The sequence below is a fragment of the Streptomyces sp. NPDC020807 genome (assembly GCF_040641575.1).
GTDB lineage: Bacteria > Actinomycetota > Actinomycetes > Streptomycetales > Streptomycetaceae > Streptomyces.
In genome coordinates this window covers 239,247-255,520 of the sequence record NZ_JBFADU010000003.1, presented here as the reverse complement: position 1 = coordinate 255,520, position 16,274 = coordinate 239,247, and the positions used below count along the sequence as shown (strand labels likewise).

13 protein-coding genes are annotated in these 16,274 nt (G+C 72.3%); 7 read left to right on the top strand and 6 right to left on the bottom strand.

The window, feature by feature from the left end:
• Window positions 1-963 (bottom strand): 5-dehydro-2-deoxygluconokinase, encoded by a 963-nt coding sequence (gene iolC, locus AB0G79_RS06735; protein WP_360801843.1) that lies wholly within the window; start codon window positions 961-963, stop codon window positions 1-3.
• Window positions 964-1,156: 193 nt separating this feature from the next.
• On the opposite strand from iolC, the gene AB0G79_RS06730 reads away from it, so the two are divergent.
• Both AB0G79_RS06730 and AB0G79_RS06725 read left to right on the top strand, forming a co-directional pair.
• Window positions 1,157-2,065 carry a sugar phosphate isomerase/epimerase gene (locus tag AB0G79_RS06730; protein ID WP_360801190.1) on the top strand — a complete coding sequence of 303 codons (909 nt, stop codon included), beginning with the start codon at window positions 1,157-1,159 and terminating at the stop codon, window positions 2,063-2,065.
• Between the two features lie 272 nt (window positions 2,066-2,337).
• A complete protein-coding gene (locus AB0G79_RS06725; RefSeq protein WP_360801188.1) occupies window positions 2,338-2,535 on the top strand; it encodes a MerR family transcriptional regulator in 198 nt (65 codons plus the stop codon).
• An 88-nt stretch (window positions 2,536-2,623) separates the two neighbouring features.
• Here the strand turns inward: AB0G79_RS06725 and AB0G79_RS06720 are convergent, their stop codons facing one another.
• On the bottom strand, window positions 2,624-4,927 hold the full coding sequence (locus AB0G79_RS06720) for an MMPL family transporter (protein WP_360801185.1): 2,304 nt from the start codon (window positions 4,925-4,927) through the stop codon (window positions 2,624-2,626).
• 165 nt (window positions 4,928-5,092) lie between these two features.
• Between AB0G79_RS06720 and AB0G79_RS06715 the strand changes: the two genes are divergently transcribed.
• On the top strand, window positions 5,093-5,761 hold the full coding sequence (locus AB0G79_RS06715; RefSeq protein WP_360801182.1) for a TetR/AcrR family transcriptional regulator: 669 nt from the start codon (window positions 5,093-5,095) through the stop codon (window positions 5,759-5,761).
• 82 nt (window positions 5,762-5,843) lie between these two features.
• Here the strand turns inward: AB0G79_RS06715 and AB0G79_RS06710 are convergent, their stop codons facing one another.
• Window positions 5,844-7,055 carry a cation:proton antiporter gene (locus AB0G79_RS06710; protein WP_360801179.1) on the bottom strand — a complete coding sequence of 404 codons (1,212 nt, stop codon included), beginning with the start codon at window positions 7,053-7,055 and terminating at the stop codon, window positions 5,844-5,846.
• 67 nt (window positions 7,056-7,122) lie between these two features.
• On the opposite strand from AB0G79_RS06710, the gene AB0G79_RS06705 reads away from it, so the two are divergent.
• The 3 genes from AB0G79_RS06705 to AB0G79_RS06695 all read left to right on the top strand — a co-directional run bounded on the left by AB0G79_RS06705 (window position 7,123) and on the right by AB0G79_RS06695 (window position 10,633).
• Window positions 7,123-8,076, top strand: a complete 954-nt coding sequence (locus AB0G79_RS06705) for a PrsW family intramembrane metalloprotease (RefSeq protein ID WP_360801176.1) — start codon at window positions 7,123-7,125, stop codon at window positions 8,074-8,076.
• A 47-nt stretch (window positions 8,077-8,123) separates the two neighbouring features.
• A complete protein-coding gene (locus AB0G79_RS06700; RefSeq protein WP_360801173.1) occupies window positions 8,124-8,348 on the top strand; it encodes a cation transporter in 225 nt (74 codons plus the stop codon).
• 83 nt (window positions 8,349-8,431) lie between these two features.
• Window positions 8,432-10,633, top strand: coding sequence for a heavy metal translocating P-type ATPase (locus AB0G79_RS06695; protein ID WP_360801170.1), 2,202 nt, complete (start codon window positions 8,432-8,434; stop codon window positions 10,631-10,633).
• Window positions 10,634-11,028: 395 nt separating this feature from the next.
• Here the strand turns inward: AB0G79_RS06695 and AB0G79_RS06690 are convergent, their stop codons facing one another.
• Both AB0G79_RS06690 and AB0G79_RS06685 read right to left on the bottom strand, forming a co-directional pair.
• Window positions 11,029-12,318, bottom strand: coding sequence for a citrate synthase (locus AB0G79_RS06690; protein WP_360801167.1), 1,290 nt, complete (start codon window positions 12,316-12,318; stop codon window positions 11,029-11,031).
• Window positions 12,319-12,497: 179 nt separating this feature from the next.
• Entirely contained in the window at window positions 12,498-14,744 is a 2,247-nt protein-coding gene (locus tag AB0G79_RS06685) for an ATP-dependent RecD-like DNA helicase (protein ID WP_360801164.1), read from the bottom strand.
• A gap of 100 nt (window positions 14,745-14,844) precedes the next feature.
• On the opposite strand from AB0G79_RS06685, the gene AB0G79_RS06680 reads away from it, so the two are divergent.
• Entirely contained in the window at window positions 14,845-15,318 is a 474-nt protein-coding gene (locus AB0G79_RS06680; RefSeq protein ID WP_360801162.1) for a DUF937 domain-containing protein, read from the top strand.
• Window positions 15,319-15,480: 162 nt separating this feature from the next.
• Here the strand turns inward: AB0G79_RS06680 and AB0G79_RS06675 are convergent, their stop codons facing one another.
• A complete protein-coding gene (locus AB0G79_RS06675; RefSeq protein WP_360801839.1) occupies window positions 15,481-16,254 on the bottom strand; it encodes a sugar phosphate isomerase/epimerase family protein in 774 nt (257 codons plus the stop codon).
• Between the last annotated feature and the right edge of the window lie 20 nt (window positions 16,255-16,274).

Genomic DNA, 16,274 nt, shown 5'->3' with positions numbered 1-16,274 from the left:
CTACCCCTTCTCGGGGGTCTCTCTCCCGGGAATCGTTCCCGTTCCCGTCGCGAGCGCCTCGGCGATCTCCTCCGCGTACGGCATGGCCGACGAGCAGGCGAGGCGGCCGGCGACGATCGCGCCGGCGGCGTTGGCGTGGCGCAGGGTCCGCTCCAGGTCCCAGCCGGAGAGCAGGCCGTGGACGAGCGCCCCGCCGAAGGCGTCGCCGGCGCCGAGCCCGTTGACGACGTCGACCGGCAGCGGCGGCACCTCGGCGGCCGTTCCGTCGGCGGCGAGGGCGAGGACGCCCTTGGGGCCCTGCTTGACGACGGCGAGGCGGACCCCGCCCCGGTCGATGAGGGCGCGGGCGGCGGCGGCCGGCTCGCGCTCCCCCGTCGCGATCTCGCACTCCTCGGCGTTGCCGACGGCGACGGTCGCGTGCCGCATGGCCTCGGCGTAGTACGGGCGGGCCTCCTCCGGGTCCGGCCAGAAGGCGGGACGCCAGTCGAGGTCGAGGACGGTGAGCCCGCGGCCCGCGCGGGCGCGCAGGGCCTCCAGGGTCGCGGCGCGGCTGGGCTCGGCGCACAGCCCGGTGCCGGTCGCCCAGAAGACGCGGGCGGCGCGGATCGCGTCGAGGTCGAGCTCCTCGGGGCGGATCTCCAGGTCGGGGGCCTTGGGGCGGCGGTAGAACCAGAGCGGGAAGTCGTCGGGCGGGAAGAGCGCGCAGAAGGTGACGGGGGTCGGGTGCTCGGCGATCTCGGTGACCCAGTGGTCGTCCACGCCGAACTCCCGGAGGTCGCGGCGGAGGGCCGCGCCGAAGGGGTCGGCCCCGGTGCGGGAGACGAGCGCGGTGCGGCGGCCGAGGCGGGCGGCGGCGACGGCGACGTTGGCCGGGGAGCCGCCGAGGAATCTGCGGAAGGTCTCGACGCGGTCGAGCCCGACCCCGCTCTGGAGCGGGTACAGGTCCACGCCGAGGCGCCCCATGGTGATCAGGTCGTACGGCTCCGCTGCCACTCCCACACGCCACCTCTCGCCGGGCTCCGGGACCTGGGCCCCGGGTCCAGGTCTAATCGGCGCCCCGGAGGCGTGTCAACGACATGTCCGGACATATGGTCGGCGGATCGGGGACGGACCGCCCGCTTGACGCCCCTCTCGGAAGCCGGTCAAGGTGGCAGGCATGACGAAGCCGTCGCGTCCCTCCCGTATCCGGATCGGCTCCGCTCCCGACTCCTGGGGGGTCTGGTTCCCCGACGATCCGCGGCAGGTGCCGTGGCAGCGCTTCCTCGACGAGGTGTCCGGCGCCGGCTACGAGTGGATCGAGCTGGGACCGTACGGCTATCTGCCGACCGATCCGGCCGTCCTCGCGGAGGAGACCGCCCGGCGCGGGCTGCGGGTGTCGGCGGGGACGGTCTTCACCGGGCTCCACCACGGCCCGGCCGTCTGGGACCGCACCTGGGCGCACGTCGCCGAGAACGCGGCCCTCGCCCAGGCCGTGGGCGCCGCGCATCTCGTCGTCATCCCGGCCTTCTGGCGGGACGACCGGACGGGCGAGGTCCTGGAGGACCGGACGCTGACCGCGGCGCAGTGGCGCGACCTGACCGGCCTGACGGAGCGACTGGGCCGCGAGGTGCGGGAGCGGTACGGGCTGACGCTCGTCGTCCACCCGCACGCCGACACCCACATCGACGGCGAGGAGAGCGTGACCCGCTTCCTCGACGCGACCGACCCGGAGGCCGTCTCGCTCTGCCTGGACACCGGGCACTACGCGTACGCCGGCGGGGACAGCGTCAAGCTGATCGAGACCTACGGCGAGCGCATCGGCTACCTCCACCTCAAGCAGGTCGACCCGGAGGTCCTGGCACGGGTGGTGGCCGAGGAGGTGCCGTTCGGCCCGGCGGTGGCGCGGGGCGTGATGTGCGAGCCGCCGTCGGGGGTGCCGGACCTGGAGCCGGTGCTCGCCGCGGCGGGGGCGCTGGACGTGGACCTCTTCGCGATCGTCGAGCAGGACATGTACCCCTGCGAGCCGGACGTCCCGTACCCGATCGCGCTGCGCACCCGGCGCTTCCTTCGCTCCTGCGGCGTGTGACCGGCGCATACCTCCCTGACCTGGGTCGACGCACGCGGACACACCGCCTTGGGCCGTTCGCCGCGTGCGTCACTTCCGTCACGCCCGTCGCCTCCCCGTCACACCTGTCTCCATTACGCGGGTTTTCCGTCACAGGCGCTCGACAGCCGCTCCCCTCCTGTCGGGGCGGGCCGTTGGACGGGCACAGGCTCAGTGATCACCAACGCCCGCCCGCAGCGCCCCCGAACGGCACCCCCTGCCGCCGCTGCGCGGTGCGCAGGGAGGTACCAGGCATGACGGACAGAAGCCTCTGGTCGTACAAGGACATCGCCGCGCACATCCGTGTGCAGCCCGACACCGTCCGCTCCTACCGGAAGCACGGACTGCTGCCGCCGCCCGACCGGGTCGAGTCGGGCAAGCCCTACTGGTACGCGGACACGATCCGCGCCTGGGTCGCGAGCCGCCCCGGCAACCGGGCCCGCCGCGACTGACCCCCGCGCGGGCCCCGAGCACGACCTGCCCGAGCGCGCGGGCCCCGCGGCGCCGGCCTCCGGGAACACCCGGGGCCGGCGCCGCCGCCTATCTGCCGGCCACGGCCGCTTCCCGGCCCTCCGGAGCCGGCGCCCCCGGCCCGTCGGACTCGCTGAGCCCGAACCGGTCGTGGAAGCGGCGCAGCGGCCCCGGGGCCCACCAGGTGAAGCGTCCGGTCAGCTTCATGACGGCGGGGACGAGCAGGCTGCGGACCACCATCGCGTCCATGAGGACGGCGAGGGCGACGCCGAGGCCGAGCATTTTGGTGTTGGTGACCCGTGAGGTCCCGATGGCGACCATGACGACGGCGAGGATCACGGCGGCGGCGGTGATGAGCCCGCCGGTGCGGCGCAGGCCGAAGCGGACGGCGTGCTCGTGGTCGCCCGTGAGGTCGTACTCCTCCTTGATGCGGGAGAGCAGGAAGACCCCGTAGTCCATGGAGAGGCCGAAGGCCACGCAGAACATGAGGACGGGCAGGGTCGTCTCGATGTCGCCGGTCGGGGTGAAGCCGAGGAGCCCGGCGAGGTGGCCCTCCTGGAAGACCCAGACGACCGCGCCGAACATGGCGGTCAGGCTGAGGGCGTTGAGGACGACCGCCTGGACGGGGATGACGAGGCTGCCGGTGAGCAGGAAGACCAGGAGCAGCGTGGCGAGGACGACGATCGCCGCCGCCCAGGGCAGCCGCTCGGCGAGGGCGTCCTTGGAGTCGACGAGGACGGCGGCCTGTCCGGTGACGGCGGTGTCGAAGGGGGCCTCCACGGAGCGCAGTTCGCCCACGACACGCTGGGCGTCGGCGCCGACGGCCTCGCCCTCGGGCACGACGGTGAAGTACGCCCGGCCGGCTCCGGCCCCGGCGGTGACGGGCCCGTCGGCCCGGCCGACGCCGTCGAGGCCGGCGATCCGCTCGCGGTACTCCGCGTACTGCGCGGGGGTGGCCCGCCCCTCGGCGAGGACGGTGATCGTGCCGCCGGGGTTGCCGGGGAAGCCGTCCCGCAGCTGGTCCTGGACGATCCGGGAGGTGGCGGTGGCGGGGAGCTGGCGGTCGTCGGCGGTGCCGAACTTCACGCCGAGGAAGGGCAGTCCGAGCAGGACGAGTCCGGCGGTGGTGAGGACGGCGAAGACGGGCGCCCTGCGCATGACGAGGTCGGCGGCCCGCGCCCAGCCCGCCCCGCCCGCCCCATCGCCGGAAGCGCCGGAAGCCTGCGGATCGTCGGAGGCACTGGAAGCACTGGGGGCGCTGGAGGCGCTGGAGGCGCGCCCGCGCCGGATCATGCGCCGCAGGTCGAGCGCGTTGACCCGGTCGCCGAGGAGCACGAGCGCCGCAGGGAGGAGGGTGAGGGCGGCGACCGCGGCGAGGACGACGACGGCGATGCCCGCGTAGGCGAAGGAGCGCAGGAAGTACTGCGGGAAGACGAGCATCGCGGAGAGCGAGACGGCGACGGTGAGGGCGGAGAAGAGCACGGTCCGCCCGGCGGTCCGCAGGGTGGTGCGGACGGCGGTGTGGGTGTCGGCCCCGGCGGCGAGCTCCTCGCGGTAGCGGCGGACGACGAACAGGGCGTAGTCGATGGCGAGGCCGAGGCCGAGCGCGGTCGTCAGGTTCTGCGCGAAGACGGAGACGTCGGTGAACTCCGTGATCCCGCGCAGGACGGCGTTGGTGCCGAGGATGGCGACGATGCCGACGCCGAGCGGGAGGAGGGCGGCGACGGCGCTGCCGAAGACCATGACGAGCAGGACGAGGGTGACGGGCAGGGCGATGAGCTCGGCCCGCAGCAGGTCCTCCTGGATGACCGTCTGCATCTCGTGGCGGACGGCGAGGCCGCCGCCGATCGTGACCTCGACGGGTCCGTGCGTGCCCCGGTACTCGGGGGCGATCCGGTCCAGGATCGCGGCGGCGTCCTTCTCCTCGCCGGCGATCCTGGCGGCGATGACGGCCCGGCGGCCGTCCTCGGAGCGGAGCGCGGGCGAGCCGGTCGACCAGTAGGAGCCGACGCCGTCGACGCCCGGTTCGGCGTCGAGCCGCTCGGCGAGCCGCCGCGCCTCGGCGGCGACGGCGGGCCGGTCCACGCCGGCGGTCCCGGTGTCGACGAGCAGGAGCAGGTTCGGCTGGGAGCCGGGGAACTGCTTCCCCAGCGCCTCCGTCGCGTACGTGGATTCGGCGGCGGGGTCCTCCCAGCCGCCGCTGCCCATCCGGTCGGCGACCCCGCCGCCGGCGAGGACGGCGAGCGCGGTGATCACCAGGGCGACGAGGAGCGTGAGGCGCGGCCGCGCGGTGACGAACCGCGTCCAGCCGCCGCCACGGCCGCCCGTGGGGGCGCGGCCCCCGCCGGAAGGTGATTTCTTGACTTCGGCCATGACGCGGTGTCCCCTTCACCTGACCCCTGTGCGCGCTTCCCGGCAGGTCACATGGGTCGCCCATTGCCATAGACTGGCAAACACGAGTGATCACTCGCGTTTCTCAAGAATGCGAGCGACCTCTCGTGTTTGTCAACCGCGTTGAGGAGAGCTGGGGACAACGTCATGCCCGAAAAGGCGGAGAAGGCCCTGAAGCCCGAGGAACCGAAGCAGCCGCGTCGCCAGGCGCGCGGCGAGCGCCGCATCGCGCAGCTGCTCCAGGCCGCCGCGAACGTCTTCTGCGCGAACGGGTACACGGCCGCCAGCACCAACGCCATCGCCCGCGAGGCCCACGTCTCGCCGGGCACGCTCTACCAGTACTTCCCGAACAAGGAAGCCATCGCGATAGAGCTCGGCGAGCGCCTCATGCACGAGATGCGCGAGGCCCACGGCCAGGCGTTCACCCCGCGGAACCTCGAACTGCCGCTGCCCGAGCTCCTCGACGTCGTCGTCGACCCGATGATCGAGTTCAACTGCGAGAACCCGGTCTTCCTCGCCCTCATGCACGGCTCCGAGATCCCGGGCCGGATCGCCGAGGAGCACGACGCCCTGCACGCCTCCCTGCTGACGCGGGTGCAGGAGGTCATCGCCCACTACGCCCCCGCCACCCCCGCCGACGAGCGCGCCCGCGTCGCCGACATGACGTTCGCGATCTTCAAGGGCGGCCTCGGCCTGATCCTCGCCGCCCCCCAGGGCCCCGAGCGCGACGCCACGGTCACGGAGCTGAAGAACGCCCTGCTCCGCTACCTGTCCCCGCTGACCGCCGCCCCCGTCACCGCCCCTCGGACCCGCTGACCGCCGCCCCCGTCACCACACCTCGGACCCGCTGACCGCCGCCCCCGTCACCACACCTCGGACCCGCTGACCGCCGGCCGGGTCACCACGCCTCCGACCCGCCGACCGCCTCCTTCGGCAGCTCCTCCCCCGCCCGTGCCCGCGCCTTCATGGCGAGCAGCGGGAAGACGAGCACGGAGACCATGCCGGCCCCGACGAGCGCGGCCGCGTCGCCCGCCGACAGCTCGTGGTCGTCCACGCCGATGGTCGTGATCGCGACGACGAGCGGCAGCGCCGTGGAGCCGTACAGGACGAGCGCGCCCCGGTCGCGCCGGTCGAGGTCGCGCGGGGCGAGGAACCAGATCGGCCCGCCGCGCACCACGAGGAAGAGCAGCAGGAAGACCGGGAGCAGGATCAGGGCCCTGCCGCCGTCGAGGAGCGACTGCAGGTCGAACTCGATCCCGGTGACGACGAAGAAGACGGGCACGAGGAAGCCGAAGCCGACCGCCTCGATCTTGCCCAGGATCTCGGGGCCCGACTCCGGGGCCGCCCCGGTGAGCACGAGCCGGGTGATGAGACCGGCCGCGAACGCGCCGAGCAGGACGTCGAGGCCGAGCGCCGTCGACGCGCCGAGCATGAGGGCGAGCAGCAGGAAGACGAAGCGGATGGCGAACTGCCCGCTGCTGTGGAGGGTCTTGGCGATGACGTTCGAGAACCACGGCGGGCGCGGGCGCAGCGCCCAGTAGACGGCGCCCGCCGTGAGCGCCGCGAAGACCGCGAGGAGCACGGTGGATTCGGCGGCGGCGCGCCCGCTGAGCAGCAGCGCCATCGCGATGATCGGCCCGAACTCGCCGACCGCGCCGAAGGCCATGACGACGGAGCCGAACCGTCCGTGGAGCTGGCCGGAGTCGCGGAGCACGGGCAGGACGGTGCCGAGCGCGGTGCTGGTGAGCGCGACGCCGATGAAGACGCCCTTGGCCCATCCGCCGCCGAGCAGTATCCCCGTGCCGAGTCCGAGGACGAGGGCGGCGACCCACGCCCAGACCGCCCGCTTGAGGGTGTCGCCGCGGACCTTGCCGAACTCGATCTCGTACCCGGCGAGGAAGATCAGCATGGTGAGGCCGAGTTCGGAGAGGGCGTCGATCAGTTCGTCCGAATGCGCCCAGCCGAGGACGTCGGGGCCGATGAGGATGCCGAGCAGGATCTCGAAGATGACGAGGGGCACGGGGATGCGGCGGCCGACTCCGTAGGCCAGCAGCGGCGCCAGGACGGCGATCGCCATGATCAGAACGAGCGTGCTCCCCGAATGCGACATAACGGGTATTTACCATAAGCTCCAGTCAGATGCCCTGTCGGCGGAGGGACTTGGAGGTCTTCTTCCCGTGCACGAGTACCCGCCCAGCACCCACACGCCCCCGCCCCCGGCCGCCCCGCCGGTCCCGCAGCCCCGCCCCGGCCTGTGGAAGCGCTGCCTCTGGGGCGGTCTCGCCCTCTGGGTCCTGACGGCGGTCGTCACGTACGCCACCGAGAACACCACCCTGCTCCCGACGCTCATCCTGCTCGGCAGCTTCCTCGTCCCGGCCGTCTTCGTCCTGTGGGCGTACGAGCGGCACGGCCAGGACTTCGGCGTGCCGGTGATCCTGGGCTGCTTCCTCACCGGCGGCATCCTCGGCGTGCTCGGCGCCTCGGTCATGGAGTACTACCTGCTCCACCCCTCCCTCTGGATCTTCCTGGGGGTCGGCCTCATCGAGGAGGCCGTGAAGCTCGTCGCCCTGATGTTCGTCGTGCGCCGCTACCCGGGCCTGCGCGGGGTACGCGCCGGCATCGTCCTCGGCGGCACGGTCGGCTTCGGCTTCGCCGCGTTCGAGAGCGCGGGGTACGCCTTCAACGCCGCCGTCACCATGGACGGCATCGACCTCCGCTCGCTCCTGGAGACCGAGATCCTGCGCGGCGTCCTCGCCCCCTTCGGCCACGGCCTGTGGACGGCCATCGCCGGCGGCGTCCTCTTCGCCTTCCGCCGCCCCGACGGCCGCTTCCGCTTCACGGGGGCCGTCATCGGCACGTACCTCGGGGTCGCGGTGCTGCACGCGCTCTGGGACTCGATGCACGGCATCGCGCTCTGGCTGGTGCTGCGGATGACGACCACGGACCTCGACCGCTCGCTCTTCGCGCAGGGCTACCTCCCGCAGCCCACCGAGCAGCAGGAGCACCTCTTCACCCTCTTCTCGGTGGGCGGGCTCGCCCTGGTGACCCTGGTAGGACTGGTGTGGTTGCGGTCCCTCGCGCGACACGACCGGGATCCGCACGCGGCCCAGCCTCGCATTCATACCCCCTAGGGGTATACTCTGGAGCCGTAAGCCCCGAACCCCCGAAGGAGAGCGCCATGACCGCCGAGACGCAGACCGAACTCACCACCGTCTACCAGGTCAAGGGCATGACCTGCGGCCACTGCGAAGGCGCCGTCTCCTCCGAGATCTCCGAGCTCCCCGGCGTCTCCTCGGTCACCGCCGTCGCCAAGACCGGCGAGGTCACCGTCGTCTCCGCCGCACCGCTCGACGTGGAGGCCGTGCGCGCCGCCGTCGACGAGGCCGGTTACGAGCTGGTCTGACGCCCGCCGCACGTGTCGGCAGGACCTGTCCGCAGGGTCGTACGGTTGTCCCGTACGGCCCTGCTCTCGTTTGGGAACCACTCATGAGCCTCACGACCACCGAGCTGACGATCGGCGGGATGACCTGCGCCTCCTGCGCCGCCCGCATCGAGAAGAAGCTCAACCGGATGGACGGCGTGACGGCCACCGTCAACTACGCCACCGAGAAGGCGCACGTCGAGCACGCGCCCGAGGTCGGCGTCGACGCGCTGATCGCCACCGTGGTGAAGACCGGCTACACCGCCGAGGAACCGGCGCCGCCCGAGCCGGAGGCCCCCGACGCGCGGGACGGGGCCGCCGACCCCGAGCTCGCCCCGCTCCGGCAGCGGCTCCTCGTCTCCGCGCTGCTCTCGGCGCCGGTGGTCCTGCTCGCGATGGTCCCCTCCCTCCAGTTCGACAACTGGCAGTGGCTCTCGCTCACCCTCGCCTCGCCCGTCGTCGTCTGGGGCGGCCTGCCCTTCCACCGGGCCGCCTGGACCAACCTCCGGCACGGCGCCGCCACCATGGACACCCTGGTCTCGGTCGGCACCCTCGCCGCCTACGGCTGGTCCCTGTGGGCCCTCTTCCTCGGCGACGCCGGCATGCCCGGCATGCGCCACGGCTTCGACCTCACCGCCGACCGCGCCCACGCCTCCTCCTCGATCTACCTGGAGGTCGCCGCCGGCGTCGTCACCTTCATCCTCCTCGGCCGCTACCTGGAGGCCCGCGCCAAGCGGAAGGCGGGCACCGCGCTGCGGGCCCTGATGGAGCTCGGCGCCAAGGACGTGGCGGTCCTCAGGGACGGCACGGAGGTACGGGTACCGGTCACCGCCCTCCGTACCGGCGACCTCTTCGTCGTACGGCCCGGGGAGAAGATCGCCACCGACGGCACCGTCACCGAGGGCGCGTCCGCCGTCGACGCCTCGCTCCTCACCGGCGAATCGGTTCCCCTGGACGTCACCCCGGGCACCGCCGTCACCGGCGGCTGCGTCAACGTCTCCGGCCGCCTCGTCGTCGAGGCCACCCGGGTCGGCGCCGACACCCGGCTCGCGCACATGGCGCGGCTCGTCGAGGACGCCCAGAACGGCAAGGCCGACGTGCAGCGGCTCGCCGACCGCGTCTCCGCCGTCTTCGTCCCGGTCGTCCTCCTCGTCGCCCTCGGCACCCTCGTGACCTGGCTGCTCGTGACCGACGACGTCACGGCCGCGTTCACCGCCGCCGTCGCCGTCCTCATCATCGCCTGCCCCTGCGCCCTCGGCCTGGCCACCCCGACCGCCCTCATGGTCGGCACCGGCCGCGGCGCCCAGCTCGGCATCCTCATCAAGGGACCCGAGGTCCTGGAGACCACCCGCAAGGTCGACACGATCGTCCTCGACAAGACCGGCACCGTCACCACCGGCCGCATGACGCTGACCGGCGTCCACGCCCTCGGCTCCACCGACGAGACCGAGCTCCTGCGGCTCGCGGGCGCCCTGGAGCACTCCTCCGAGCACCCGGTCGCCCGCGCGGTCGCGGCCGACGCCGCCGCGCGGTGCGGCGAACTCCCCATACCGAAGACCTTCGAGAACGTCCCCGGCCTCGGCGTGCGCGGCTCCGTCGAGGGCCGTCTCGTCCTCGTCGGGCGCCCCGCCCTCCTCGCGGCGGAAGGCGTCGCCGTGGAGTCGCCGGGCACGGCGGAGCCCGGCGCCGTCCACGTCGCCTGGGACGGGGTCGCCCGGGGCACCCTGACCGTCGCCGACACCGTCAAGGAGACCAGCGCCGAGGCCGTCGCCCGGCTGCGCGGCCTCGGCCTGCGGCCCGTCCTGCTCACCGGCGACCACCGGGCCGTCGCGGAGGCGGTCGCGGCCGAGGTCGGCATCGACGAGGTCGTCGCCGAGGTCCTGCCGGAGGAGAAGGCCGAGGTCGTCCGACGGCTCCAGGCCGAGGGCCGGACGGTCGCGATGGTCGGCGACGGCGTCAACGACGCCGCCGCGCTCGCCACGGCCGACCTGGGGCTCGCGATGGGGACGGGCACGGACGCGGCGATCGAGGCGAGCGACCTGACCCTGGTCCGGGGCGACCTGCGGGTCGCGGCGGACGCGATCCGGCTCGCGCGGCGCACCCTCGCGACGATCAGGGGCAACCTCGCGTGGGCCTTCGGCTACAACGTCGCCGCGCTGCCGCTCGCCGCGGCGGGGCTCCTCAACCCGATGATCGCCGGACTGGCCATGGCCTTTTCGTCCGTCTTCGTCGTCTCCAACAGCCTGCGGCTGCGCCGGTTCGCGTGAATTCACTTACGTGTGACGCACAGGACCTTCACAAGGAGACCTAGATCACAGATATTGGGGGGTAACCATCTGGGCTGCTCGTGAGTCTAAGTGGGCGATGCCGAGAACGTCTTGGGGGACGTTCGTGGAATGTCTTGGGGGATGTTCCTAGGCAAGCGTTGGCGCTGGGGTGCGTACCGGGGAGCTTGAGCGGCCCTCCCGTACGTACCCCGGCAGGCCGCGCCCAGGCGCCCGGCCCGGATCCCGTGGGGGGAATCCGCACCGGGATATGGGAAGCGCCCCGCTCGTCGACCCGTGGGGGGATCGACAGGCGGGGCGCTTCTCTTTTTCAGGGCTCGGTTCGCCTCCGGGGCGCCGGATCCGCGCCCCTTCGGCTCACTCGCCGGCGTGAGTGCTCAGCGCTCGTCGGCCGGGACGAAGTCGCGGAGGACCTCGCCGGTGTAGATCTGGCGCGGGCGGCCGATGCGGGAGCCGGGCTCCTTGATCATCTCGTGCCACTGGGCGATCCAGCCGGGAAGGCGGCCGAGCGCGAAGAGCACGGTGAACATCTCGGTCGGGAAGCCCATCGCGCGGTAGATGAGGCCCGTGTAGAAGTCCACGTTCGGGTAGAGGTTGCGCGAGACGAAGTACTCGTCGGAGAGCGCGTGCTCCTCCAGCTTGAGCGCGATGTCCAGGAGCGCGTCGTCCTTGCCGAGCGCCGAGAGGACGTCGTGCGCCGCCGCCTTGATGATCTTGGCGCGCGGGTCGAAGGACTTGTACACCCGGTGGCCGAAGCCCATCAGGCGGACGCCGTCCTCCTTGTTCTTCACCTTGCGGATGAAGGAGTCGACGTCGCCGCCCTTGGCCTGGATGCCCTCGAGCATCTCCAGGACCGACTGGTTGGCGCCACCGTGCAGGGGGCCCCACAGGGCCGAGATGCCGGCGGAGATCGAGGCGAACATGTTCGCCTGCGAGGAGCCGACCAGGCGCACGGTGGACGTCGAACAGTTCTGCTCGTGGTCCGCGTGCAGGATCAGCAGCTTGTCCAGCGCCGAGACGACGACCGGGTCGAGCTCGTACTCCTGGGCGGGGACCGAGAAGGTCATGCGCAGGAAGTTCTCGACGTACCCGAGGTCGTTGCGCGGGTAGACGAAGGGGTGGCCGATCGACTTCTTGTACGCGTACGCCGCGATCGTCGGCAGCTTGGCGAGCAGCCGGATCGTGGACAGGTGACGCTGCTTCTCGTCGAACGGGTTGTGGCTGTCCTGGTAGAAGGTGGACAGCGCGGAGACCACCGAGGACAGCATGGCCATCGGGTGGGCGTCCCGCGGGAAGCCGCGGAAGAAGTTCTTGACGTCCTCGTGGACCAGCGTGTGCTGCGTGATCTCGTTCTGGAAGGTCGACAGCTCGTCGGCCTTCGGGAGCTCGCCGTTGATCAGCAGGTAGGCCACCTCAAGGAAGGTGGAGCTCTCGGCGAGCTGCTCGATGGGGTAGCCGCGGTACCGCAGAATCCCCTGCTCACCGTCGAGGTAGGTGATCGCGGATTTGTAGGCGGCGGTGTTGCCGTATCCGCTGTCCAGGGTGACCAGTCCGGTCTGGGCTCGGAGTTTCCCGATGTCGAAGCCCTTGTCGCCGACGGTGCTCTCGACCACCGGGTAGGTGTATTCACCGTCCGCGTACCGCAGTACTACAGAGTTGTCGCTCACGTCATCCCTCACCGACGTAGTGCCTCTTCTTCGAGGTGCCCTGACTGTCTCTACCATCCCCCATTTGGCTCAGGAGAGTGCACTCGGGGTCGACCATTGGGCCAATCGGCGGCACTCAGTGCCGCCAACCTTCATATCCTGCCCCCTTCGCCCCGGTTCCGGTACCCCTCCGTGATCTTTCACACGACGGCGCCCCCTGTGAGCCGGTGGGACAGTGCGGTAAAGCGCCTCCCGGCCGAGACCGTGCGGACGGCCTGGGCGATGGCGCGGCGGGAGCCGACCAGGACGACGAGCTTCTTGGCGCGGGTCACCGCCGTGTAGAGCAGGTTGCGCTGGAGCATCATCCACGCGCTCATCGTGACCGGGATCACGACGGCGGGATACTCGCTGCCCTGCGAACGGTGGATGGTGACCGCGTACGCGTGGGCGAGTTCGTCCAGCTCGTCGAAGTCGTACGGCACCTCCTCGTCCTCGTCCGTGACGACCGTGAGGCGCTGTTCGACGGGGTCGAGGGCGGTGACGACGCCGACCGTGCCGTTGAAGACGCCGTTGGCGCCCTTGTCGTAGTTGTTCCGGATCTGGGTGACCTTGTCCCCGACGCGGAAGACCCGGCCGCCGAACCTCTTCTCGGGGAGGTCCGGGCGGGCCGGGGTGATGACCTGCTGGAGCAGCCCGTTGAGGGAGCCCGCTCCGGCCGGGCCGCGGTGCATCGGGGCGAGAACCTGGACATCCCGGCGCGGGTCGAGGCCGAACTTGGCCGGAATCCGCCGGGCCGCGACGTCCACGGCGACCCGGGCGGCGTCCTCCGTCTCCTCCTCGACGAAGAGGAAGAAGTCCGGCAGGCCCTGGGTGAGGGGCGGGGTGCCGGCGTTGATCCGGTGGGCGTTGGTCACCACGCCGGACTGCTGCGCCTGGCGGAAGATCCGGGTCAGCCGCACCGACGGCACGGGGCTGCCCGGGGCGAGCAGATCGCCGAGGACCTCGCCCGCACCGACCGACGGCAGCTGGTCGACGTCCCCGACGAGGAGCAGGTGGGCACCGGGTGCCACGGCCTTGACCAGCTTGTTCGCGAGGAGCAGGTCGAGCATGGAGGCCTCGTCGACCACGACCAGATCGGCGTCGAGCGGCCGGTCCCGGTCGTAGGCCGCGTCGCCGCCCGGCTTGAGCTCCAGGAGCCGGTGGACCGTCGAGGCCTCGGCGCCGGTCAGCTCGGCGAGGCGCTTGGCGGCCCGGCCGGTGGGCGCGGCGAGGAGCACCTTCGCCTTCTTGGCACGGGCCAGCTCCACGATCGAGCGGACCGTGAAGGACTTGCCGCAGCCGGGGCCGCCGGTCAGGACCGCGACCTTGCGGGTCAGGGCGAGCCGGACCGCCTCCTCCTGCTCGGGCGCGAGCGTCGCCCCCGTCCGGTCGGCGAGCCAGGCGAGGGCCTTGTCCCAGGCGACGTCGCGGAAGCCCGGCATGCGGTCCTCCCCGGCGCGCAGGAGGCGGCCGAGCTGCCCGGCGAGCGAGAGCTCGGCCCGGTGGAACGGGACGAGGTAGACGGCGGTGAGCGGCACGCCCTCGGGGCCGGGCACCTGCTCCCGTACGACCCCCTCGGGGTCCTCCGCGAGCTCGGCGAGGCATTCGATGACGAGGCCCGTGTCCACCTGGAGCAGCTTCACGGCGTCCGCGATGAGCCTCTCCTCGGGGAGGAAGCAGTGCCCCTGGTCGGTGGACTGCGACAGCGCGTACTGGAGACCGGCCTTCACCCGGTCCGGGCTGTCGTGCGGGATGCCGACGGACTGGGCGATCTTGTCGGCGGTGAGGAAGCCGATGCCCCAGACGTCGGCGGCGAGGCGGTAGGGCTGGTTGCGGACGACGGAGATGGAGGCGTCCCCGTACTTCTTGTAGATCCGCACGGCGATGGAGGTGGAGACGCCGACGCCCTGGAGGAAGACCATCACCTCCTTGATCGCCTTCTGCTCCTCCCAGGCGTCCATGATCTTCTTCGTCCGCTTGGGGCCGAGTCCGGGAACCTCGATCAGCCGGCCCGGCGCCTCTTCGAGGACGTCGAGGGTGTCGAGCCCGAAGTGCTGGGTGATCCGGTCGGCGAAGACCGGGCCGATGCCCTTGACCAGTCCGGACCCCAGATAGCGGCGGATGCCCTGGATCGTGGCCGGCAGCAGCGTCGTGTAGTTGTCGACGCTGAACTGCTTGCCGTACTGCGGATGGGACCCCCAGCGGCCCTCCATCCGCAGCGACTCCCCCGGCTGGGCGCCGAGCAGCGCGCCGACGACGGTGAGCAGGTCCCCGGCGCCGCGCCCGGTGTCGACGCGCGCGACCGTGTACCCGCTCTCCTCGTTGGCGTACGTGATCCTCTCCAGGACCCCTTCGACGACCGCCGTGCGCGCCGGACCGTGCCCTTCACCGGGCTGGGAGTTGGACATGGACCGACCGTAGCGAAGGGGACGGACAGTGCGGGGCGGGCCTGTGGACAACCTCGCGTTCAGGATGCCGGGAAACGGGAGGAACCGTAGCGTTTCCGGCATGACTGACTCCTCATTCCAGGACGACGTGCTGAACGAGCTCGGCGACGACCGGCTCCAGGAGATCGCCGGACTGCTCGGCACCGACGCGGACGGGGCGCGCCGGCTCGTGGAGGGGTCGGTTCACGAGCTCTCCGGCGAGCTGCGGCAGGCGGCGGCCGAGCCCGGCAGCGCGGACGAGGTGCGGGCCGCGGTCGACGAGGTGGCCTCGGCCGAGCCGCCCCTCCAGGGTGTCGCCGCGCTCGGCGGCCTCGCGGCGGGCGGCCTGATGGCCGGCGTCCTCGCGAAGCTCGCCAAACCGGCCGCGAACGCGGTCGCCAAGCGCACGGGCCTGCCCCCGGCGACGGTGAACCGCGCCGTCGACATCCTCGTGCCCGTCGTCATCGCGGCCCTGACCAAGAGGGCCGCCGCGAAGAAGGGCGGCGGGGGCGGTCTGGGGGACCTGCTGGGCGGGGGCGGCGGGGCGAAGAAGTAGGGCCGGCAAAGAAGTAGGGCCGGGCCGCGAAGTAGGGCCGGGCCGCGAAGCACGACGGGCCGCCCGGGCCGCGAAGCACGACGGGCCGCCCGGCCCCGCACGGCCGGGCGGCTCCTCGTGCTCCTCGGGGCCCCTCCGCACAAGGGGCCGCCGAGGCGTTCGTCAGACCGCGAGGAAGCGGTCCAGGGTCTCCTCCAGGACCTCCACGCCGTCCCTGGCCCACAGGGCGTCGTTGAAGAGTTCGACCTCCACCGGACCCTCGTAACCGGCCTCATCGAGCATGGCGGACCAGGCTCGGAGATCGATCGAGCCCGTGCCGAGCTGGCCCCGGCCGTTGAGGACGCCCTCCGGGAGGGGGGTCGTCCAGTCGGCGAGCTGGAAGGAGTGGACGCGGCCCGCCACGCCCGCGCGTGCGACCGCCGCCGGGGCCCGGTCGTCCCACCACAGGTGGTACGTGTCGACCGTGACGCCGACCTGGTCGGCGGGGAAGCGTTCCGCGATCTCCAGGGCCTGGTCGAGGGTCGACACCGCGCAGCGGTCGGAGGCGTACATCGGGTGGAGGGGTTCGATCGCCAGGCGGACGCCCCGGTCGCCCGCGTACGGGGCCAGTTCGGCGATCGCCTCCGTGATGCGGGCCCGCGCCGACGGGAGGTCGGGGCAGGTGGCCGTCAGGCCGCCGGAGACCAGGACGAGGGTGTCGGTGCCGAGCGTCACCGCCTCGTCGATCGCCGCCCGGTTCTCCTCCTCCCAGCCGTCCGACGTGAAGAAGCCGCCCCGGCAGAGGGTGGTGACGGCGAGGCCCGCCTCCCGTACGAGCGCGGCGGCGGCCTCGACCCCGTACGCCCGGACCGGTTCGCGCCACAGGCCCACGCCCGGGACGCCGAGCCGGACGCACTCCGCGACCAGGTCGGGGAGGGCGAGCTGCTTCACCGTCATCTGGTTGATGCTGAAACGGT